General features: G+C 29.9%; 28 protein-coding genes. 27 read left to right on the forward strand and 1 reads right to left on the reverse strand.

Annotated elements, in window-relative coordinates; translation table 11 throughout:
- Positions 1 to 9: 9 nt before the first annotated feature.
- From fmt to CURT_RS02940, 22 genes are all read left to right on the forward strand, one after another.
- Entirely contained in the window at positions 10 to 918 is a 909-nt protein-coding gene (fmt, locus tag CURT_RS02835) for a methionyl-tRNA formyltransferase (RefSeq protein ID WP_018713271.1), read from the forward strand.
- Positions 915 to 1,112 carry a hypothetical protein gene (locus CURT_RS02840; protein ID WP_018713272.1) on the forward strand — a complete coding sequence of 66 codons (198 nt, stop codon included), beginning with the start codon at positions 915 to 917 and terminating at the stop codon, positions 1,110 to 1,112. Before fmt ends, CURT_RS02840 begins: the two co-directional genes overlap by 4 nt.
- Positions 1,113 to 1,748, forward strand: coding sequence for a biotin--[acetyl-CoA-carboxylase] ligase (locus tag CURT_RS02845; RefSeq protein WP_018713273.1), 636 nt, complete (start codon positions 1,113 to 1,115; stop codon positions 1,746 to 1,748).
- Complete coding sequence (locus CURT_RS02850; RefSeq protein WP_018713274.1) at positions 1,745 to 2,536, forward strand: ParA family protein; 792 nt, start codon at positions 1,745 to 1,747, stop codon at positions 2,534 to 2,536. Before CURT_RS02845 ends, CURT_RS02850 begins: the two co-directional genes overlap by 4 nt.
- Positions 2,529 to 3,389, forward strand: a complete 861-nt coding sequence (locus tag CURT_RS02855; protein ID WP_018713275.1) for a ParB/RepB/Spo0J family partition protein — start codon at positions 2,529 to 2,531, stop codon at positions 3,387 to 3,389. Before CURT_RS02850 ends, CURT_RS02855 begins: the two co-directional genes overlap by 8 nt.
- A gap of 84 nt (positions 3,390 to 3,473) precedes the next feature.
- Complete coding sequence (locus tag CURT_RS02860; protein ID WP_018713276.1) at positions 3,474 to 3,896, forward strand: F0F1 ATP synthase subunit B family protein; 423 nt, start codon at positions 3,474 to 3,476, stop codon at positions 3,894 to 3,896.
- Between the two features lies 1 nt (position 3,897).
- Entirely contained in the window at positions 3,898 to 4,404 is a 507-nt protein-coding gene (locus tag CURT_RS02865; RefSeq protein ID WP_018713277.1) for a F0F1 ATP synthase subunit B family protein, read from the forward strand.
- On the forward strand, positions 4,404 to 4,937 hold the full coding sequence (locus tag CURT_RS02870) for a F0F1 ATP synthase subunit delta (protein WP_018713278.1): 534 nt from the start codon (positions 4,404 to 4,406) through the stop codon (positions 4,935 to 4,937). The genes CURT_RS02865 and CURT_RS02870 overlap by 1 nt, the downstream gene beginning before the upstream one ends.
- 13 nt (positions 4,938 to 4,950) lie before the next feature.
- Entirely contained in the window at positions 4,951 to 6,468 is a 1,518-nt protein-coding gene (gene atpA / locus CURT_RS02875) for a F0F1 ATP synthase subunit alpha (protein ID WP_018713279.1), read from the forward strand.
- A gap of 9 nt (positions 6,469 to 6,477) precedes the next feature.
- A complete protein-coding gene (atpG, locus tag CURT_RS02880; protein ID WP_018713280.1) occupies positions 6,478 to 7,368 on the forward strand; it encodes an ATP synthase F1 subunit gamma in 891 nt (296 codons plus the stop codon).
- A 14-nt stretch (positions 7,369 to 7,382) separates the two neighbouring features.
- Entirely contained in the window at positions 7,383 to 8,783 is a 1,401-nt protein-coding gene (gene atpD, locus CURT_RS02885; RefSeq protein ID WP_016647362.1) for a F0F1 ATP synthase subunit beta, read from the forward strand.
- A gap of 9 nt (positions 8,784 to 8,792) precedes the next feature.
- On the forward strand, positions 8,793 to 9,185 hold the full coding sequence (atpC, locus tag CURT_RS02890; RefSeq protein ID WP_018713281.1) for an ATP synthase F1 subunit epsilon: 393 nt from the start codon (positions 8,793 to 8,795) through the stop codon (positions 9,183 to 9,185).
- Between the two features lie 4 nt (positions 9,186 to 9,189).
- Positions 9,190 to 9,765, forward strand: a complete 576-nt coding sequence (locus CURT_RS02895; RefSeq protein WP_018713282.1) for a MotA/TolQ/ExbB proton channel family protein — start codon at positions 9,190 to 9,192, stop codon at positions 9,763 to 9,765.
- Entirely contained in the window at positions 9,766 to 10,158 is a 393-nt protein-coding gene (locus tag CURT_RS02900) for a biopolymer transporter ExbD (RefSeq protein WP_018713283.1), read from the forward strand. It abuts the gene before it with no gap.
- Positions 10,159 to 10,169: 11 nt separating this feature from the next.
- Entirely contained in the window at positions 10,170 to 10,982 is an 813-nt protein-coding gene (locus CURT_RS02905; protein ID WP_018713284.1) for a TonB C-terminal domain-containing protein, read from the forward strand.
- Between the two features lie 48 nt (positions 10,983 to 11,030).
- Entirely contained in the window at positions 11,031 to 12,278 is a 1,248-nt protein-coding gene (tolB, locus tag CURT_RS02910) for a Tol-Pal system protein TolB (RefSeq protein WP_018713285.1), read from the forward strand.
- Between the two features lie 52 nt (positions 12,279 to 12,330).
- A complete protein-coding gene (locus CURT_RS02915) occupies positions 12,331 to 12,813 on the forward strand; it encodes an OmpA family protein (protein ID WP_018713286.1) in 483 nt (160 codons plus the stop codon).
- A 3-nt stretch (positions 12,814 to 12,816) separates the two neighbouring features.
- Positions 12,817 to 13,719 (forward strand): tetratricopeptide repeat protein, encoded by a 903-nt coding sequence (locus CURT_RS02920; protein WP_018713287.1) that lies wholly within the window; start codon positions 12,817 to 12,819, stop codon positions 13,717 to 13,719.
- Positions 13,720 to 13,779: 60 nt separating this feature from the next.
- A complete protein-coding gene (locus tag CURT_RS02925) occupies positions 13,780 to 14,355 on the forward strand; it encodes an FKBP-type peptidyl-prolyl cis-trans isomerase (protein WP_018713288.1) in 576 nt (191 codons plus the stop codon).
- A gap of 6 nt (positions 14,356 to 14,361) precedes the next feature.
- On the forward strand, positions 14,362 to 15,291 hold the full coding sequence (gene fabD, locus CURT_RS02930) for an ACP S-malonyltransferase (RefSeq protein WP_018713289.1): 930 nt from the start codon (positions 14,362 to 14,364) through the stop codon (positions 15,289 to 15,291).
- On the forward strand, positions 15,288 to 15,974 hold the full coding sequence (locus tag CURT_RS02935; RefSeq protein ID WP_018713290.1) for a 5'-methylthioadenosine/adenosylhomocysteine nucleosidase: 687 nt from the start codon (positions 15,288 to 15,290) through the stop codon (positions 15,972 to 15,974). The genes fabD and CURT_RS02935 overlap by 4 nt, the downstream gene beginning before the upstream one ends.
- Positions 15,975 to 15,979: 5 nt before the next feature.
- The gene (locus tag CURT_RS02940) at positions 15,980 to 16,711 is read left to right on the forward strand and encodes a tRNA 2-thiocytidine(32) synthetase TtcA (RefSeq protein ID WP_018713291.1); all 732 of its coding nucleotides are present in this window, start codon (positions 15,980 to 15,982) and stop codon (positions 16,709 to 16,711) included.
- A gap of 10 nt (positions 16,712 to 16,721) precedes the next feature.
- Here CURT_RS02940 and recO read toward each other — a convergent pair whose 3' ends face one another.
- Positions 16,722 to 17,339 carry a recombination protein RecO gene (gene recO / locus CURT_RS02945; RefSeq protein WP_018713292.1) on the reverse strand — a complete coding sequence of 206 codons (618 nt, stop codon included), beginning with the start codon at positions 17,337 to 17,339 and terminating at the stop codon, positions 16,722 to 16,724.
- Between the two features lie 108 nt (positions 17,340 to 17,447).
- Between recO and accD the strand changes: the two genes are divergently transcribed.
- From accD to CURT_RS02970, 5 genes are read left to right on the forward strand one after another with little or no spacing between them, the layout of a single operon-like run.
- A complete protein-coding gene (gene accD, locus CURT_RS02950) occupies positions 17,448 to 18,374 on the forward strand; it encodes an acetyl-CoA carboxylase, carboxyltransferase subunit beta (protein WP_018713293.1) in 927 nt (308 codons plus the stop codon).
- 3 nt (positions 18,375 to 18,377) lie between these two features.
- Positions 18,378 to 18,830, forward strand: coding sequence for a 23S rRNA (pseudouridine(1915)-N(3))-methyltransferase RlmH (locus tag CURT_RS02955; protein WP_016647376.1), 453 nt, complete (start codon positions 18,378 to 18,380; stop codon positions 18,828 to 18,830).
- Positions 18,831 to 18,839: 9 nt separating this feature from the next.
- Positions 18,840 to 19,193 (forward strand): RNA polymerase-binding protein DksA, encoded by a 354-nt coding sequence (gene dksA / locus CURT_RS02960; protein WP_018713294.1) that lies wholly within the window; start codon positions 18,840 to 18,842, stop codon positions 19,191 to 19,193.
- 16 nt (positions 19,194 to 19,209) lie between these two features.
- Complete coding sequence (locus tag CURT_RS02965; RefSeq protein WP_018713295.1) at positions 19,210 to 20,205, forward strand: hypothetical protein; 996 nt, start codon at positions 19,210 to 19,212, stop codon at positions 20,203 to 20,205.
- A 3-nt stretch (positions 20,206 to 20,208) separates the two neighbouring features.
- Positions 20,209 to 21,126 (forward strand): tRNA dihydrouridine synthase, encoded by a 918-nt coding sequence (locus CURT_RS02970; RefSeq protein ID WP_018713296.1) that lies wholly within the window; start codon positions 20,209 to 20,211, stop codon positions 21,124 to 21,126.
- Positions 21,127 to 21,186: the final 60 nt, after the last annotated feature.

The following is a 21,186-nucleotide window of genomic DNA, read 5'->3' on the forward strand; positions in this document are numbered from 1 at the left end:
GAGTTAAAAGTGAGAGTTATGTTTATGGGAACACCAAGTTATGCGGTTGCTATTTTAGATAAAATTGTAAAAAAAAATTATAATATTGTTGGTGTTTTTACTCAGCCTGATAAATTTGTAGGTAGAAAAAAAACTCTGACTCCACCTGATGTAAAAAATTATATTTTAAAAAACAGTTTAAATATCCCAATTTTTCAACCAAAAACCTTAAAAGATGATGGAATTTATAAAGAAATTTTATCTTTAAAGCCTGATATTATAATAGTTGCAGCATATGGACAAATACTTCCAAAAAATATACTTGAAATTTGTCCTTGTATAAATTTACACGCTTCAATTCTTCCAAAATACAGAGGCGCTAGTCCTATACAATCAGCCATTTTAAATGGCGATTTAATTAGCGGTGTAACAGCTATGAAAATGAGCCAAGGGCTTGATGATGGCGATATGCTTGGTTTTTCGTTTGTAGATATTAGTGCTTTAAAAAGCGATGAAGTTTTTGAAAAGCTTGAAGGTGTGGCTGCAAATTTAACTATTAAAATTTTAGAAAATTTTACTAAATTAGAAAAAATTCCGCAATTTAACGCTCTTTCATCAAAATGTTCAAAGATAAAAAAAGACGATGGTTTAGTTAAATTTAGTGATGATGCAAGTTTGGTTATGAAAAAATTTAGAGCATTTTATCCATGGCCTGGTATATTTTTAGAAAATGGAACTAAACTTTTAGAAATTGAGCTTATTAATAAAGATTTAAAAAGAAATTTAGGTGAAATTGTAAATTTAGACAAAACTAGCTTTGATTTACAGTTTAAAAATGGAATCATAAGAGTTTTAAAAATTCAAGAAAAATCAAAAAAACCACTTTTCGCAAATGATTTTATAAATGGAAAAAGGCTAAAAATAGGTGATATTTTATGAAAAAATTTTTAATTGCATTTGTTATTTTGGCTATTGGAACAGTTCTTTATAAATATCAAAAAGCAAAAGAAGAAGCTAAAATAAAAGACGCTAAAAATTTATCAGATGAAGAACTTGAAGATTTATGTTTAAATAAATACAATAAAGCTGCTTGTTTTATAAGAAGCGTAAGATTTTTAAAAAGTAATAAATAAATGCAAATTTTTCATATCCAAACTTGTGCTTCAACCCAAAGTGAGATTTTAGAAATTTTAAAAGACGGTGTTAAAAGTCCTCCATTTGCAATTGTTTCAAAGATGCAAACCAATGGCGTTGGAAGTAGGGGAAATAATTGGCAAAGCTGCGAGGGAAATCTATTTTTATCATTTTGTATTCATAAAAATGATTTAAATAGTGATATTAACACATCATCTTTAAGTATATATTTTTCTTATATTTTTAAAATTATTTTAAGTGAACTTGGCTCAAGCGTTTGGGTCAAGTGGCCAAATGATTTTTATATCGGCAAAGATAAGATTGGTGGAGTTATAACCACTAAATTTAGGGATATTTATATTTGTGGAATAGGGCTTAATTTAGCTTCAAATGGCGAATATACTAAACATTTAGATATAAAAGTAGATATCGATGACTTACTCATAAAATATTTTAAAAAACTAGAAGAAAAAATTTCATGGAAGCAAATTTTTAGCAAGTTTTTGATAGAATTTGAAAAGTCAAAAGATTTTTGTTCGCACATCGATGGCAGGAGTGTTTTATTAAAAAATGCTATTTTGTGCGATGATGGATCAATTTTAATAGATAATAAAAAGGTGTATAGTTTAAGATGATTGAAATTATTACTATTGCTAACCAAAAAGGTGGGGTTGGCAAAACAACAACGGCCATAAATTTGTCAGCTTCTTTAGCGGTTGCTGGAAAGAGAGTTTTACTAATTGATGTAGATCCTCAGGCAAATGCAACAACAGGGCTTGGATTTAGTAGAAGTGAGTATGAGTTTAATATTTATCATGTTTTAACAGGTAGAAAAAAACTATCTCAAGTTATACTAAAAACTGAAATTCCAACCTTGTTTTTGGCACCTTCAAACATTGGCCTTGTTGGAATAGAACAGGAATTTGCAAATGATAATGGGGATTTTAAGTTAATTTTACAAAAAAAAATTAGTGAAGTTTTAGATAGATATGATTATATAATCATTGATTCACCTCCAACTCTTGGAAGTATAACTGTAAATGCTCTTAGTGCAAGTGATAGCGTGATAATTCCTATACAGTGCGAATTTTACGCATTAGAGGGACTCGCGCTTATTTTAAATACAGTTAAAATTATCAAAAAAACGATAAACCCAAAACTTGTTATAAAAGGTTTTTTGCCTACTATGTATAGTTCGCAAAACAATCTTTCTAAAGAGACTGTCTTAAATTTGGAGCAACATTTTAAAAACAAGCTTTTTAAAACAGAAAATGAGCATGGTTTTGTTGTAATTCCTAGAAACGTTAGACTTGCTGAAAGTCCAAGTTTTGGCAAGCCTGCTATACTTTATGATGCCAAATCAATAGGTAGTATTGCTTATCAGAATTTAGCAACTTGCGTTATGGATATACAAAATGGCTAAAAGTAAAAAGCTAAGTCTTGGAAGAGGGTTAGATGCTATTTTGGGTGATGTTGAAATGGCATATACAAAAGAATTTGAAAGTGGAAAAAAAGATTTGGTTTTAGAGATAAGTGTAGATAAAATAAAACCAAATCCCTATCAACCAAGAAAATATTTTGATGAAGCTGCTATAAATGAGCTTAGTGCTTCGATTAAAAGACACGGACTTATTCAGCCAATCATTGTTTTTAAAAAAGATGACGAGTATGTTTTAATAGCTGGCGAAAGAAGATTAAGAGCTGTTAGGCTTTTAGGAAATAGCACCATAAAGGCAATTGTTGCTGATATAGAGTCTAAAAACTTAAGAGAACTTGCGTTAATAGAAAATGTTCAAAGACAAGATTTAAATCCTATGGAACTTGCAAACTCATATAAAGAGTTAATTGATGAGTATAAAATAACTCAAGATGATTTATCTGATATTATTAAAAAATCTCGCTCGCAAATTACAAACACGCTTAGACTCTTAACGCTTTTAGATAAAACAAAAGAAGCCCTAAGTGATAATAAAATTTCACAAGGTCATGCAAAAGTTTTAGTTGGTCTTGATAAAGAAAATGAAGAAGAGGTTTTAAATACAATAATTGGTCAAAAATTAAGCGTTAGACAAACTGAAGATCTAGTTAAAAAAATTAAAAATGGCAAAAAACTAGGAATAAAAAAAGAAAAATTAGATTTTAATTTTATCAGTGAGATTAAAAATCTAAAAACAAAACTTTTAAATTTTGGAAAAATAAGCATTAAAGATAGAAAAATTTCAATAGAATTTAAAGATATTAATGAAGTTAAAAAACTAATCGATAAAATTAGTTAAAAAATTTTTTAACTTTAATCAAACTTTCATAAAATTTATTGTATGATACCAGGGTTTATGTTTTTGAAATAAAAGGAGTGCAATGTGATAGAAATCAGTGTATTTGCATATATCTTCACCATAGTAGTATTTATAGGACTTGTTGGTTATCTAAACAAACGCCTTTATCAGCCTATGCTTAATTTTATGGATGCAAGAGATGCCGCTATACAAAAGGATGAGAAACTAGCTAATCAAAATTTAGCAGATGTTGGTTCTGAGGCTTTAGAAATAGAAAGTATTCTAAGTAAAGCAAGAGATGAGGCTGCAAAGATAAGAGAAGCAGGACTGAGTGAGATAGAGAATGAAAACAGTAAAAAAATAGAAGAAAAAACTACTTCTTTAGAAAATGACCTAGCTTCATATTTGCAAGATTTAACTAAACAAAAAGATGAAATTAAAAAAGCTCTTGAAAAACAAATTCCTGATTTCAGAGCAGGAATAAAAGAAAAATTGGCAAGGATATAATATGAAAAAATATCTATTTTTATTTATTATTCCAGTAGCAATTTTTGCTAGTGATGGTTCAAAAAACTATGATATAATTCCAAGATTTTTTAACTTTATTTTATTTTTTGGAATTTTGTTTTATCTTTTAAAAGATTTTGCCATAAAAGCATATCATGCTAGGATTAAGTCAATTGCGGATAGATTAGATGATATCCAAAATAAATTAAGAGATTCAAAAGAAAAAAAAGAGCAAGCAAAAAAAGACGTAGAACTTGCTAAAGTTAGAGCCAAAGATCTTTTAGAAGTTGCAAAAAATGAAGTTGAAACAACAAAGGCAAAATCAGCTGATTCATTAAAACAAACTCTACTTGATTTGGAAAAAAATTATGAAAATAAAAAAGAATTTGAAAGCAAAAAGGTAACAAAAGAGGTTGTTGCTGATGTGCTAAGTCAAACTTTTAATGATCCAAGTGTAAAGCTAGAGCAATCAAAACTTATAGATATCATAAATAAGAAGGTTAGCTAATGAGTGGTGCAATAGTAGAAAAATATGCAAAAGCTGTTATGAGTGAATTTAAAGACAAAGAGCTTGATGAGTTACTATTAGATTTAAAAACCATCTCTCTTGCCTTTAGAGAGGATAAATTCAGTTCTCTTATAAACTCTCCAATAGTTGATACAAAAACTAAAGAGCACTTGGTTATGTCTCTTTTTAGTAAAAAAACATCACAGAAATTTGAGAATTTATTAAAACTTTTATCGCAAAATAAAAGGCTTAATTTAATACCAGATCTTTTTGAAAGAGTAAGTTCTATTTTAAGAACTTCCAAAAACAAATTTAAAGGTGTTATATATTCAAATGAAGATCTTACAAAAGATCAAATTTCAAAACTCGAATCAATTTTTTCTAAAAAATTTGATGCAGATATATCTTTAGATTTTGACAAAGGAGATTATAGTGGTGTTAAGGTTGATTTAGAAGAACTTGGAGTTGAGATAAGTTTTTCTATGGATAGATTAAAACACGATATGAGTGATTATATATTAAAAGCAATATGATAAGGAGAAAAAGGTGAGTTCTAAGATTAAAGCTGATGAAATTAGCAGTATTATCAAAGAAAGAATTGAAAAATTTGATATCGGTATCGATATCGAAGAAACGGGAAAAGTAATAACAGTTGGTGATGGTGTTGCAACTGTTTATGGTCTTAAAAATGTTATGGTTAATGAGATGGTTGAGTTTGAAAACGGAACTCAAGGAATTGCACTTAACCTAGAAGAGAGCATTGTTGGTGTTATTATATTAGGTAGTATGGATGGAATCTCAGAAGGTGTTAGTGTAAAAAGATTAAATAAACTTTTACAAGTTCCAGTTGGTGATGGCTTAATAGGTAGAGTTGTAAATGCTTTAGGTGAGCCAATTGATGGCAAAGGTGCAATTGAAACAAAAGAAACAAAATTTGTTGAGGAAAAAGCTAAGGGAATTATGGCTAGGAAAAGTGTTCATGAGCCACTTCAAACAGGTCTTAAATCAATTGATGCTCTTGTTCCAATCGGTAGGGGTCAAAGAGAGCTTATTATTGGAGATAGACAAACAGGAAAAACAACAATCGCTCTTGATACTATAATAAATCAAAAAGGTCAAGATGTTGTTTGTATTTATGTAGCTATCGGCCAAAAGCAATCAACTGTTGCTCAGGCTGTTAAAAAACTTGAAGAGTATGGTGCTATGGATTATACTATAGTTGTAGCTGCTGGAGCCAGTGATCCTGCTACACTTCAATATCTTGCACCTTATTCTGGTTGTACAATGGGTGAATATTTCAGAGATAATGCAAGACATGCTTTAATAATTTATGATGATTTAAGTAAGCACGCTGTTGCCTACCGTGAAATATCTCTTATTTTAAGACGTCCACCAGGTCGTGAAGCATATCCTGGAGATGTTTTTTATCTTCATTCAAGACTACTTGAAAGAGCAAGTAAGTTAAATGATGAGTTAGGAGCCGGTAGTTTAACTGCGCTTCCTATTATTGAAACACAAGCAGGAGATGTTTCAGCTTATATCCCAACCAACGTTATTTCAATTACAGATGGTCAAATTTTCCTTGAAACAAACTTATTTAACTCAGGTGTAAGACCAGCTATTAACGTTGGTTTATCAGTTTCAAGAGTTGGTGGTTCAGCACAAATAAAAGCTATTAAGAAAGTTTCAGGTACATTAAGACTTGATCTTGCTCAATATAGAGAGCTTCAAGCATTTGCTCAGTTTGCAAGTGACTTGGATGAAAGCAGTAGAAAACAACTTGATCGTGGTCAAAGAATGGTTGAAATTTTAAAACAACCTCCATATTCACCACTTGCTGTTGAAAAACAAGTTGTTATTATTTATGCGGGAACAAAAGGCTTTTTAGATGATATTGCAGTATCAGCTATTAGCAAATTTGAAGCTGAACTTTATCCATATATAGAAGCAAGATATCCTCAAATTTTTGAAGATATAGTTAATAAAAAAACATTAGATAAAGACACTGAAGAAACTTTAGTAAAAGCATTAAATGAATTTAAAGCGACTTTTTCTGCAGAATAGGAAAAATTAATGGCAAATTTAAAAGACATTAAGGCTCAGATTAAAAGTGTTCAAAACACACAAAAAACAACAAAAGCCATGAAGCTTGTCTCTAATGTCAAATTAAAAAGAGCAAAATTTGCTGCCCTTCAATCAAGTGCTTATGCTATAAAAATCAATGAGGTTTTAAGCGAGATAGCAAATTATGCACAAGATATTGAAGAAGGAAGTAAATTAAAAAGACTTTTTGATACGAATAATGAGATAAAAGTAATGGATATTATCTTTGTTACTGCTGATAAGGGACTTTGTGGCGGCTTTAACGCTCACACTATTAATGCTGTTAAAAACCTTATCAAAGAGTATCAAGATAAAAAAATAAAAGTAAGATTAAGAGCTGTTGGTAAAAAAGGTATAGAGTATTTTAAATTTCAAGGCGTTGAAATTTATAAAAGCTTTATAGGAGTAAGTTCGTCACCTACATATGAAAAAGCTCAAGAAATTATCGAAGAGGCAATTGATGAGTTTAACAGAGGTGAGACAGATAAAGTTGTCATGGTTCATAATGGCTATAAAAATATGATAACTCAAGAAATAAGGATAAATGATATAGCTCCAGTTCTCCCACCTGTTAAGTCTGATATTTCTCAAAATAATTCTGTTATAGAATTTGAACCTGCAAAAAACAGTGAAAAAATTCTTGAAGAATTAATGGTTAAATATTTGGAATACAGCATGTATTATGCACTAGTTGATAGTTTAGCTGGTGAACACAGCGCTAGAATGAACGCTATGGAAAATGCCAGTAATAATGCAAAAGAAAGAGTGGCATCTTTAAATCTTGCTTATAATAAAGCAAGACAAGGTTCTATTACAACTGAGCTTATTGAGATTATCAGTGGCGTTGAATCAATGAAATAATTTAAGGAGAGTTTATGAAAGGTATGATTAGTCAGGTTTTAGGGCCTGTTGTAGATATAGATTTTTCTTCTGATTATCTACCGCAAATTAACGAAGCAATCGAAGTTAAATTTAGCGTTGAAGGTATTGAAAGAAGACTTATTTTAGAAGTTGCCGCACATCTTGGCGACAATAGAGTTAGAACTATTGCTATGGATGCAAGTGATGGTCTTACAAGAGGTCTTGAAGTTACAGCTCTTGGAGCTCCTATTTCTGTTCCAGTTGGCGAAAAAGTTTTGGGTAGAATTTTCAATGTTGTAGGTGAGCTTATTGACGAAGGCGAAGAGACTGAGTTTGAAACAAAATGGTCAATTCATAGAAGGCCACCTGCTTTTGAAGATCAAAGTACAAAAAGTGAAATTTTTGAAACAGGCATAAAAGTAGTTGATCTTTTGGCTCCTTATGCAAAAGGTGGAAAAGTTGGACTATTTGGTGGCGCTGGTGTTGGAAAAACAGTTATTATTATGGAGCTTATCCATAATGTTGCTTATAAGCACAGTGGTTATTCAATCTTTGCTGGTGTTGGTGAAAGAACAAGAGAGGGTAACGACCTTTATAACGAAATGAAAGAAAGTGGAGTTTTGGATAAAGTTGCCTTATGCTATGGACAGATGAACGAGCCACCAGGGGCAAGAAATAGAATAGCTTTTACCGGTCTTACAATGGCTGAGTATTTTAGAGATGAAATGGGACTTGATGTTTTAATGTTTATTGATAATATCTTTAGATTTTCACAAGCAGGATCTGAAATGTCAGCACTTCTTGGAAGAATTCCATCAGCTGTTGGTTATCAGCCAACCTTAGCGAGCGAAATGGGAAAACTTCAAGAAAGAATTACATCAACAAAAAAAGGCTCAATCACATCCGTTCAAGCTGTTTATGTTCCTGCGGATGACTTAACTGACCCAGCTCCAGCAGCTGTTTTTGCTCACCTTGATGCAACAACAGTTTTAAATAGAAGTATAGCTGAAAAAGGTATTTATCCAGCCGTTGATCCACTTGATTCAACATCAAGAATGCTTGATCCTCAAATTGTTGGAGAAGAGCATTATGAAGTTGCAAGAGGTGTTCAACAAATTTTACAAAAATATAAAGACTTGCAAGATATAATTGCCATTTTAGGTATGGATGAGTTAAGCGAAGAAGATAAACTTGTTGTTGAAAGAGCTAGAAAAATAGAAAGATATTTATCTCAGCCATTCTTTGTTGCCGAAGTATTTACAGGAAGTCCTGGTAAATATATAACCCTAGAAGAGACAATTGCAGCCTTTAAAGGAATTTTAGAGGGTAAATATGATGATCTTCCAGAAGCAGCATTTTATATGGTTGGAAATATCGATGAAGTACTAGCTAAGGCTGAAAAATTAAAAGCTTAAGGATAAATTATGAAAGATAAATTTCAGTTAGAGATAGTTACTCCAAAAGGTACAATTTTCTCAGGTGAAGTTAAATCTGCTCAATTTCCTGGAAGTGAGGGCGAATTAGGAGTTCTTCCTAATCACGCACCTTTAATAACGCTTTTAAATACAGGCCTTATTGAGCTAGTTGATGAAAATAATGAAAAAGATATGGTTGCTATAAACTGGGGATATTTAAAAGTTGATGAAGAAAAAGTTACTGTTCTTGCAGATGGTGCCGTATATGTTGGTGGAAAATCCGACAGCTCAATAGCTGAATCTTTAGATAAAGCAAAAGAGTTAATCGAATCAATGGGAAGTGAGAATGTAACTTATGCTTCAACCATAGCAAAAATGGAAAATATGGCAAGGTCAAAATAAACAAATGTTAGATATTTTTCTTAGTTATATATCAAGAAGCTCATTTATAACTTTGTTTGTTTTAATTTGGTTGTCTATTTATTTTATTACAACTTTTTCTATTTTAATTTCGAAGATGATATCTTTAAATTTATGGATATCATCTGAGATGAAAGCACTTGATTCTCTTTTGCTTGGTGGTAAAATTTCAAATTTAACTACAGTTGTTAAAAAATATGCAACAGGAGAAACTACAAAGGAAAAACTTTCTGTTTGTAAGGCAATGGCTGAGAAAAATTCTACATCAGGACTTACTTGGTTATCAATAATAGCTTCTACATCTCCTTTTATAGGACTTTTTGGAACTGTTGTTGGAATACTTGAAACTTTTGCAAAAATAGGAACTTCAAATGCAAGTTTGTCTGTAATTGCTCCTGCTATAAGTGAAGCTTTAGTTGCAACAGGTGCTGGTATATTTGTAGCAATTCCTGCATATACTTTTCATCTTTTGCTAAAAAGAAAATCATATGAACTCATGAATATTATATCTAGAATTATAGATGTTGTTTTATTAAATTCACAAGAAAGAGCAAGTAAATAAATGTTTGATTATAGTGAAAAGCCAGAGCTTAACATCACACCATTAGTTGATGTTATGCTAGTTTTACTTGCTATTTTAATGGTTACAACACCAGCTATAATATATGAAGAAAACATTTCTTTGCCAGATGGTTCAAAAAAAGAAGTTTCAAATTTAACCTCTGAAAATATTATTATAAGAATAGATGATAAAAGAAAAGTTTATATAAATAAAGAATCTATGAGTTTTAGTGAATTTAGTGATAATATAGTATTGAAATCTGCAAATTTAGATCTAAATTCGCCAGTCTATATACAAGCTGATAAAAATTTAATCTACAATGATGTTATGTATATTTTAAAAACACTCAAACAAGCAGGTTTTACGAAAATATCTCTTCAAACAGCTGGATAGTGGAGTCTTTTGTGAAAAAAGATAAAACTATAAATTTCTTATCTTTTATTTTTAGTACTTTAATTTATATTTTAATTATACTTTCTATGCTTTTTTTTGCATATAATTCTAAAGTTAAATATTTTGAAGATCAAAAATATACAAAAGACAAAGATGCCTTTATGGATATTATGATAATGGACATTGATGATTCTCTAGCTCCTGTTTCAAAAGATAGTCAAGAATTAGAGGATGAAAAAGAAGAAATTATTGAAAAAAAACCAAATTTACAAGATGAAGATGAAAGCTTAAAAACCACAAATAAAAAAGTTTCACCAAAAGAAGAAAAAAAAGAAACTCCTAAGCCTGTAGAAAAACAAAAAAATGAAGAGTTATCTGATCTTTTTAAAGACATAAATAAAACCAAACTTGAGGAAAATATAAAACAAGAAGATCTTGTCCAAAGTAGAAAAAAGAGCGATAAAACTACAAAAACAATTCAAAAAACAGCTTCTAAAAATAATACATCCAACATAAAAGGCGAAAAAGCAAAAGGCAAATCACAAAGAACTGGAGTTTATAATAAATTTATAGGTGAAGTCCAAAGTATTTTAACTAATGTTTGGAGCACATATAGGGCCTTGCCAAATCAAGATGCGACAGTTGAAATCACAATAAATAAAAATGGAAGATTAAGTTATGAAATTATTGAGTTATCATATAGTACAGAATTTAATCAAAAATTTAGAGATTATCTAAATAGGCTTGAAAATATTCAATTTCCAGCCCCACCTAATGGTGAAATTTATAAACATAAATATAAAATGAAAGATTTAATACGATAAATTTAAAAATTAGTATTAAAATTACAAAAATTTCTAAAGGAGAAATAAGTGAAGAAAATTTTTTTAATGTTTAGTTTTTGCATTTTCATGTTTGCAAGCGATGCAACAACTACTATTGTTAATGAAGGCTTGAATTTGCCAAAAATTACAATTCAAGATGCTTCAAACCTAAATGATAAAAATCTTCAAAGTCAGTTTTTTAAACTAATACTTGGAGATTTAAAAGTGGGCGCAACTTTCGATGTTGATAATGGATACTATACAAGCTCATACGAGGGTGATTATAGTTCAAATTTAACAACCAATCCATCATTAATTGTTCGTTATGAATTAAATGGTGATGTATATACAGAGCTAGCTTTAAAAATAAAAGTAATTGATGGAAAAAGCGGTAAAGTATTATACGAATCAAATTTCTCTCAAAAAAATGGTGCAAAATTTCCTTTTTTAGCACATAATGCAGTATCTGAAATAGTTAAAAATTTTGGTTATTCAGATGTTGATTGGATGAATAAAATGCTAATTTATGCAGTTTATACATCTTCAGCAAATAGCTCTATTTTCGTATCTGATTATACTTTAACCTATCAAAAAGAAGTATTAAGTGGTGGGCTTAATATTTTTCCTAAATGGGGCTCAAAAGAACAAGATGAGTTTTATTACACACATTATGTAAATGATGTTGAGCCAGTTATTTATAAGTATAATTTAAGAAATGCTAAAAAAACCAAAATTTTAGAAGGAAGTGGTATGCTTACAGTATCTGATGTAAGTAGTGATGGTACAAAACTGCTTATTACAGATGCGCCAAGCGATCAGCCAGATATTTTCTTATATGATTTAAGAAGTAGAAATAAAACTAAAATTACAAATTATCCTGGAATTGATGTAAATGGAAATTTTGTAGATGATGACACAAAAGTTGTTTTTGTAAGTGATAGACTTGGTTATCCAAATGTTTTTGCCACTGATATAAATGGTGGCGGGATAGAACAAATGGTATTTCATGGAAAGAATAACAGCTCAATAAGTACTTCAGGAAATTATGTGGTTTATTCAAGCAGGGAAGAAAATAGGGATTTTAATCTTTATTTAATATCAACAAAAACAGATTATATTCGTCAATTAACAGCTGGTGGAAAAAATTTATTCCCTAGATTTTCACACGATGGTGGAACTGTGGTGTTTATAAAAGATGCAAATTATCAAAGCGCTGTTGGAATTATAAGAATAAACGAAAATAAAAGTTTTCAATTTCCTTTAAAAATTGGAAAATTTCAATCACTTGATTGGTAAAAATTTAAATTTTGTGGTATAATTCTAACAAATCTCATTTTAAAGGAAAGTTATGAAAAAAACAGTTTTAACTTCAATCGCTATAGTTGCCATACTAATGGCTGGTTGTAGTAAAAAAAGACCAGAAGTTGCAGTTCAAGAAGCTCCTGTAATGTCAGATGCTCAAATGCTTGCACAGCTTGCATCTCAAATTCAAAATCAAGTTCAAAATGTGTATTTTGATTTTGATAAATACAATGTTAAACCTGAGATGCGCTCAGTTGTTAATAGCAACGCTGCATTATTCAATCAAGCAGGTGCAGATAGAATCAATGTAAAAGTTGAAGGAAACTGCGATGAGTGGGGAACAGATGAGTACAACTATGCACTTGGTCTAAAAAGAGCTAAATCTGTAAAAGATGCTTTAGTTGCAAATGGCGTAAGAGCAGATAGAATTTCTGTTGTAAGTTATGGCGAAAGCAACCCTGTGTGCAAAGATAAGAGTAAATCATGCGATGCTCAAAATAGACGCGATGAGTTTAGAGTATTTTATTAATAGATGAGAAAAATTTTATCAATGGTGGTTTTTTTAGGAACCACCATTTTAGCACAGGAAGTTTCTGTTTTTGGAGCGGGAAATATAGCTTCTGAAAATCCTTATGGATTAACAGAAAATGAACAAGTTTTATTATCAAATAAAAAAAGAGTTGATGAAGTTGAGAGCAAGCTAAACTCTTACAGCGAAGATATGATAGGTGTAAAGAGTGTAGTCGAAGGAGCAAATTCTCAAATAGCTAAACTTGAAAGTAGAGTTTCTGATTTAGAAATTAGAACTACTGGCAAAGTTAGCAAACTAGCAAACAAACAAACTTCTGTCGTTACAGAACAAGACATTTTAGGCTTAAGAAACGATATAGCCGATTTAAAAAGACAAGTTGAAATAATTAATCAAAAATTAGAGATCAACGTAAAAAAAAACTCTGAAGTAGTGGTTGCTACCAAAAATCAACCAAAAAAAGAATTTACAAAAAAGCAAGAGGCTTTGCCACAACTAAATAAGTTAGAAACAAAAGAAATACAAACAAAAAATACAAATAAAGTTGTTGCATTTGATGATATGAAGCCAAGTGAGATTGAAAAAATAGCACATAGGCTTTTTAATGAAAATAAGTATATTGAATCAAAAATTCATTATGAATATTTAGCAAGTAAAAAATACAATCTTGCAAAAACAAATTTCATGTTAGGTGAAATTGCTTTTAATCAAAAATCTTATGCAAACGCCATAAAAAACTATCAAGAAAGCATAAAAAATGATGATAAGGCAGACTATATGCCAAAACTTTTGCTTAATGCTGGTATTAGTTTAGAAAAAATAGGTGATAAAAATAACGCAGATAAGTTTTTTAAAGTTTTAAAATTACAATTTCCTAACAGCCCACAAGCAAAATCACTTAAATAATTATTTATTTCTTAATCTTTTTATGATAAAATTAAAAAAATATTTTAGTAGGAGAATAGTATGGAAAATAGAGTTATAACTATGTTTTATGAGTTAAAAGACAAACAAAATAATGAAATTTTGGAAACAAATTTCAATCTCGAGCCATTTAAATTTTTAACAGGCTTAGGTCATGTTCTAGAAAAACTTGAAAATGAAGTTTTAAATTTAAGAGCAAATGAAGAAAAAATTATAAATATTTCTAAAGAAGAGGGCGCTATAGAGTATAATCCTGATGGAGTAAGATCTATTCCAAAAGAAGAATTTGCTGGAATTGAGCTAAAAGAAGGAATGGAGCTTATTGGAGAGAGTGAAGATGGAAGAAGTGCTAGAGTTATAGTAAAAGAAATTGGCGATGATGAAGTTATAGTTGATTTTAACCATCCTTATGCTGGAAAAGATTTAGAATTTAGAGTTAAAATTGTGGAAAATAGACTTGCAAGTGATGATGAAGTAGCAAGTGGAAGAGTTGAGGGTGAGCATGTTTGTGGTTGTCATAGTGATGATGATTGTTGTGGTGGGCATCACCATGATGGACATGAATGCTGCGGCGGTCATCACCACGATGAACATGAGTGTTGTGGAAAACATAAGTAGGTAAATATGAAATACGCTTTTATTTTTCCAGGACAAGGATCGCAAAAAGTTGGAATGGGCAAAGATGTATATGAAAATTTTGCTCAATCAAGAGAGATTTTAGATAGAGCTTCTGATTATTGTGAAATCAATTTTAAAAATTTACTTTTTACTGAAAATGAAAATCTTAGTAAATCTGAATTTACCCAACCAGCTATTGTATTAAATTCATTTATGGCTTATTTAGCGATTGAAGAAACCCTTGCTTTAAAGCCAGCTGTTTGTTTGGGCCATTCATTAGGAGAGTTTAGCGCACTTGGCGTAAGTGATGCTTTTGATCTTTTAGATGCAATAAAACTTGTAAACAAAAGAGGCAAATTTATGCAAAAAGCTTGTGAGGGCAAAAATGCTTCTATGATGGTAGTGCTTGGATTATCTGATGAGAGCATAGAAGAAATTTGTAAAAATGCTCAAGATAGTGGCAAACAAATTTGGGCGGCAAATTACAACTGCGATGGACAAGTAGTTGTAGCCGGTAATAAAGATGATCTTGCTTTATACGAAAAAGAATTTAAAGATGCAGGTGCAAAAAGAGCTATGCTTTTAGATATGAGTGTTGCAAGCCATTGTCCTATTTTAGAGAGTGCAAGCCTAGAGCTTGTTGGTGAACTTGAACCACTTTTAAAGGATGAGTTTGGCCCTGTTGTGTCAAATGCTTCTTCGCAAATTTATTGTACAAAAAGTGATGCATTAGCTCTTTTAAAAGATCAGCTTGTAAAGCCTGTTTTATATAAACAAAGTATTGAAAATATTGATGAAATGGTTGATTGCTATGTTGAGTTTGGAGCAAGTGTTTTGAGTGGTTTAAATAAAAGAATTACAAAAAAACCTACTTTTAGTCTGTATGATGTAAAAACAATTAATGAATTTATTAAATACGCAAAGGAAAATAGTTGAAAATAGCCATTTTGGGAGCCATGCCAGAGGAAATAGAGCCTTTTTTAGAAAAATTTGAATGCAAAAAAGTAGATTATGCAAACAATAGCTTTTATTTTACAAATTTTAAAAACCATGAGTTAATCATAGCTTATTCTAAAATCGGTAAAGTAAATTCCACACTAACAGCAACTATTATGATAGAAAAATTTAAAGCTGAAATTTTACTTTTTTCAGGGGTTGCTGGAGCGTTAAAAGATGGGCTTAAAATTGGAGATATGTTAAGTGGTTCATCATTGGTTCAGCACGATCTTGATATTACGGCTTTTGGACATCCTTATGGCTATGTTCCAGGAAGTCCTATATTTATTGATAGTGATGAAAAACTTAATCTAATTGCGCAAAAAACTGCAAAAGAGCTAAATTTAAAACTTCTTTCTGGTATTATCGCAAGTGGTGATCAATTTATCTGCGATGAAGATAAAAAAGAGTGGATAAAAAACACCTTTAAAGCGGATATGACAGAGATGGAAGGTGCAAGTGTAGCTCTTGTTTGTGATGCTTTAAAAGTACCATTTTTTGTACTTAGAACAGTTAGTGATGAAGCTGGACATAAAGCTGAGTTTGACTTTGATAAATTTATGGTTGAAAGTGCCAAAATAAGTGCAAATTTCATACTAAAAATGATAGAAAAAATAAATTAATTTTTATGCAAATTAGTAAAAAACTTCTTAGAATTGTCGGTCAAACAAATGCAAAATATGAAATGTTTGAAGAAAATGACAAAATTTTACTTGGTTTAAGTGGTGGGAAAGATAGTCTTATTTTATCTCACATCTTAAATCATTTTCAAAAAGTTAGTCCTAAAAATTGGAAATTTAAAGCCGTTACTGTGGATTATGGTATAGGGCAAGATTTTTCTTATTTAATAGAACATTTTAAAAACCATTGTATTGATTATGAGATTATAAAGACAAACTCTTTTGAAGTTATGCAAGAAAAGGCTAAACAAAATGCTACGATTTGTAGTTTTTGTGCAAGGCTTAGAAGAGGGCATTTATATACTTATGCTTTAAAAAATGGTTTTAACAAAGTAGCTTTGGGGCATCATTTAGATGATGCGGTTGAGAGCTTTTTTATGAACTTTACATATAATGGAGCTTTAAGAACATTGGCTCCAAAATATACAGCTAAAAATGGACTTGTTTTGATAAGGCCATTAATTTTTGCAAGAGAAAGACAAATAAGAGATTGTGCTATAAGAAATGAGTTAAAAGTAGTTGGTGATGAGTGTTGCCCAGCCTATAGCATGGAAAACAAAATGCCTCACGCAAGGGCTAATACAAAAGAACTTCTTTTAAATTTAGAAAAAAACAACCCAAAACTTTTTATAAGTTTAAAAGCTGCATTTGAAAACATACACAAAGATACATTTTTTTAATGTTTTTAATCTAAAACCCTTCATTTAAAATTTCATAAAGTTTATCAACTTCTTCATCATTCAAATTTATTGTTGAGATGTTTTTGTAATATTCATAAATTTTATTTTTTATAAAACCGTTCTTGCCAATACACTTTTCGTGAGCTGGTAAAAAAGCTCTTGCTAATGCTATTTTTTCGCTTTCTATTTTTTTATCACAAAAAAAACAAATTTCTTCATCATGAAGTCTTCCTTCAAATTTTAAAATTTGAATATAGCTTTCTAAAAAAACTCTTTTTGGATTTTGTTTTCCAATCTTTATAGCTGATTGATCTAAAATTTCAAAGTAGAATTTATTAACCTCTTCAAGGTCTTTTAGGTGATTGTAAAAAAGCCTAATAAACCCTTGCCAATATAAAAGCCTATCTCTGTCTAAAAGCCAACTATATCCAAGGTGCATCGTATTTTTTAAAGTTGGTAAAAAATTAATTGAATTTTCTAGTTCAAAATCAAGCTTATATCCTAGTGTAATTTTAGAATGTCTTGCACCATAAAATCTATAGCAGCAAACTAATAACTCATCTGTTAAAATGTAAACTATACAGTCTTCATCTTTTACTTTTTGAACTCTTAAAATATATCCTTGCATGAGTGTATTCTAGTAAAATTTAAATTTATTTTTGTTAAAATTAAGCTATAAAAGAAAAGATAAGGTTAGTTTTGTTATAATGTTGATTATTTTTATGAAGGTGGTAGAATGAATTTTGGTGATATATTTTCAAAAATAAGAAGAAAACAAGCAGATCCAAGTGAAGCTCCTACACATTGGATTAAGTGTCCAAACTGTCATTCTTTGATGTATTACAAAGAGGTTGAAGCATCATTTAATGTCTGTCCAAAATGTGCTCATCATATGCGATTATCAGCAAGAGAAAGAATTTCTATTTTAGAAGATGAGGGAACTTTTGTAGAATTTGATAAAAATTTAGAACCAGTTGATCCATTAAAATTTGTAGATAAAAAATCTTATAAAAAAAGAATAAGTGAGGGAGAAAGCAAAACCGGAAGACAAAGCTCAGTCATTAGTGGTGAGATTGAAATTTATGGTATTGCCGCTCAAATAGTTGTATTTGATTTTGCATTTATGGGTGGATCTTTGGGGTCTGTTGAAGGTGAAAAGATAGTAAGAGCAGTTAAAAGATGCATTGCTAAAACACAACCTCTTATAATAATAAGCGCAAGTGGCGGAGCAAGAATGCAAGAAAGTACTTATTCTTTAATGCAGATGAGTAAAACATCAGCTGCGATTAAAAAACTTGGAGAGTACAAACTTCCTTATATTTCTATTTTAACAGATCCAACAATGGGTGGAGTAAGTGCTTCTTTTGCTTGGCTTGGAGATATTATTATAGCTGAACCAGGTGCTTTAATAGGCTTTGCAGGACAAAGAGTTATTAAACAAACCATTGGTGCTGATTTGCCAGAAGGTTTTCAAAGATCTGAGTTTTTATTAGAACATGGTTTAATTGATGCAATTGTTCCAAGAGGTGAGCATAAAAAATATCTAAGTGATATTTTAGAACTTTTAGGTGCTCATAGAAAAGAAAATGTTAAAATGGATACTATAGAGCTGAAAATAGAAGATAAAGAGATAGAAGAAAACAAAGAAGAGATAAAAGAGTAAAAATTGGAAATTTTAGTTTATTCAATCTCAAAAGAAAAAATTGAGTTTTATTCTGAGATTAATGAATATATTAAGATGTCTAAAAAATATGCCAACATCAAGGATAAAGTTCTTTTTAATAATCAAATAGCAAAAGCTCAATCAAGCTCAAAAGATATGGCTTTAAAAGCTTATGATGAGACTTATGAGCCTTTAATAGAAGGCTTTTGCGTTGGACTTGATGAAGGCGGAAAAATGCTTGATAGTGTTGAGTTTAGTAAACTTTTTTTAGCCAAAAATAAAGTTTCGTTTTTTATAGGTGGGGCTTATGGTTTAAGCAATAATTTTAAATCCAAAATGGATAAAATCATAAGTCTTAGCAAAATGACATTTGCACATAAGATAGCAAAACTTGTTTTATATGAACAAATTTTTAGGGGACTTTGCATAAATGCAAACCACCCATATCATAAATAAAGAGGTAATATGAAAAAAACCGAGTTAGAGCATTTCAAAAATATTCTTGAACAAAGAAAACAAGAGATTATTGATAATATTAATGATTCTACAAAACAAATTGATGAGTTAAGACAAAATGGCGCTGTAGATGAGTTTGATGTGGCGAGTATAAGCACAGATTCTGATTTGGAATATTCAATAAGCAGCAAACAAAAAATAGAGTTAAATGCAATAAATGAATCTTTAAGAAAAATAGCAAATGGAACTTATGGAATATGCGAAATGTGTGATGAAAACATATCCATTGCGAGACTTAAGGCAAAACCTAATGTAAAACTTTGCATAACTTGTCAAGAAATTTCAGAAAAAAACAACAATTAGCAAAAGGAGGTTTTTTATGAGATTAAAGCATTTTATAGTATATTCGCTGATTTATATAGGTTTAGTTGGCATTTTTGCTTTTGTACAAAATGCATCTAGTTACAAAGTTTCTTTGTTAGGTGTCGGGCTTGAACTTCCTGTAGCATTGTGGTTTGTTTTGCCAATTATCATATTTGCAATTTTGGCTATTTTCCATGTTGCTTGGAGTGGAATTGCAAATTTTAGACAAAAACAAGCTATAAAAAGTGACGAAGATATTTATGAAAATTATGCAAAAGAGATACTTTTAGGCATTGAAAGTGATAAAAAATTTAAGACTGATACTTTCAAAACATCAAATGAAATAACTAAATTTTTATCTCCTTGGCATACACATTCAGTAAATATAGAAAATGAAGATATTTCAGAAATCATCAATGTTCTTGAGAAACTAAAAAACGGAGAAGTTGTTGAACTTAAAAAGTATAAATTAAATAATGACAATCCTTTAGTTATTCAAAATGAGTTTAATAAGCTTCAAGAAAATAGCTCTTATGCAAGTGAAATTTTAAAAAATAAAAAAGCTCTTGATGATGAACTTAGTAAAAAAGCCTATGAAGTCGCTCTTAAAACATTCAGTTATTTTGATATTAAAAAATTTCCTTGTGAAATTTCAAAAGATGATGCTTTTCTTCTTTTTGAAAGATATGCAAAAGAAGAAAATTTTGAAATGACAAAAGATGATCTTTTGAATCTTTTGATTATATGTGATTTGGACAAATACGGTTATGTAAATGTTGCTAAATCTTTGAATAAAAAAATAGAACCAGATGTTTTAATAGCCTTATTTAATAAACTTAATTCTGAAAAAGAAAGTGCATCTTATGCATATTTATATCTTTTATATGAGTTTGGAATGATGGAAGAGTTAAAAGATATTTTAAATTACAGCGATGAATATCCGGAGTTTGAAATTTTAATGGATTTAAGAGATCAGGGTAAAAACATCTCTGCAAATTACTTTTTTAGATAATAAATGATTGATTTTTCTAAAAAGCCACTTTTTTTAGCTCCTTTAGCTGGATTTTCAGACATTGCTTTGAGGGGTGTTGTAAAGCGTTTTGGTTGTGATGTTACAACCAGTGAGATGATAAGTTCAAACGCACTTGCTCATAATGATAAAAAAACTATTAAAATGCTTGAAAAAAATGAAGAAGAAGTTCCTTATATTGTTCAAATAGCAGGAAATAATACTGACATTATAAAAGAGGCTGTTTTAGTTTTAAATAAATTTGATTTTATCGATGGTATAGACTTGAATTGTGGCTGCCCTGCTACAAAGATTGTCAAGAACGGTTCCGGATCTGCGCTTTTAAAAGATATAAACCTATTAAAAGAAATTCTTTTAACCATAAAAGAATATTCCAATAAAAAATATTTAAGTATTAAAATCAGACTTGGTTTCGATGAGAAAATTCCTGAAATTCTAGTTAACGAAATAGAAAAATGTGGTGTTGATTATATTGCTATTCATGGCAGAACAAAAGTTGGAGGATATAGCTCAAAAATTGATTATGAGGCTATCTTAAGAGCTAAAAATACAACTTTTATTCCAATTATTGCAAATGGAGATATAAGTTATAAAAATGCAAAAGAAGTTTTAAATTATACAAAAGCTGATGGACTTATGATAGGTAGAGCTAGTATTGGAAACCCATGGATTTTTTACGAAATAAAACATAATGAAAAAGTTAGCGATAAGATAAAAAAAGAGATTATTTTATGTCATTTTGATGAGATGATAAAACACTATAAAAATCAAGGAATTGTTATTTTTAGAAAGCATCTTCATCAGTATTCAAAAGGATACGATGGAGCTAGTGAATTTAGAAATGAGATTAATCATATAAATGATGAAAATTTAATGAGAGAAAAAATCGAACAGTTTTTTTAATAAACTAATTATTTTTTGATGTTTTTATTATCTTTTTTGGCTGTACGATGCCTAGATAAT

This window comes from Campylobacter ureolyticus, assembly GCF_013372225.1.
Lineage (GTDB): Bacteria > Campylobacterota > Campylobacteria > Campylobacterales > Campylobacteraceae > Campylobacter_B > Campylobacter_B ureolyticus.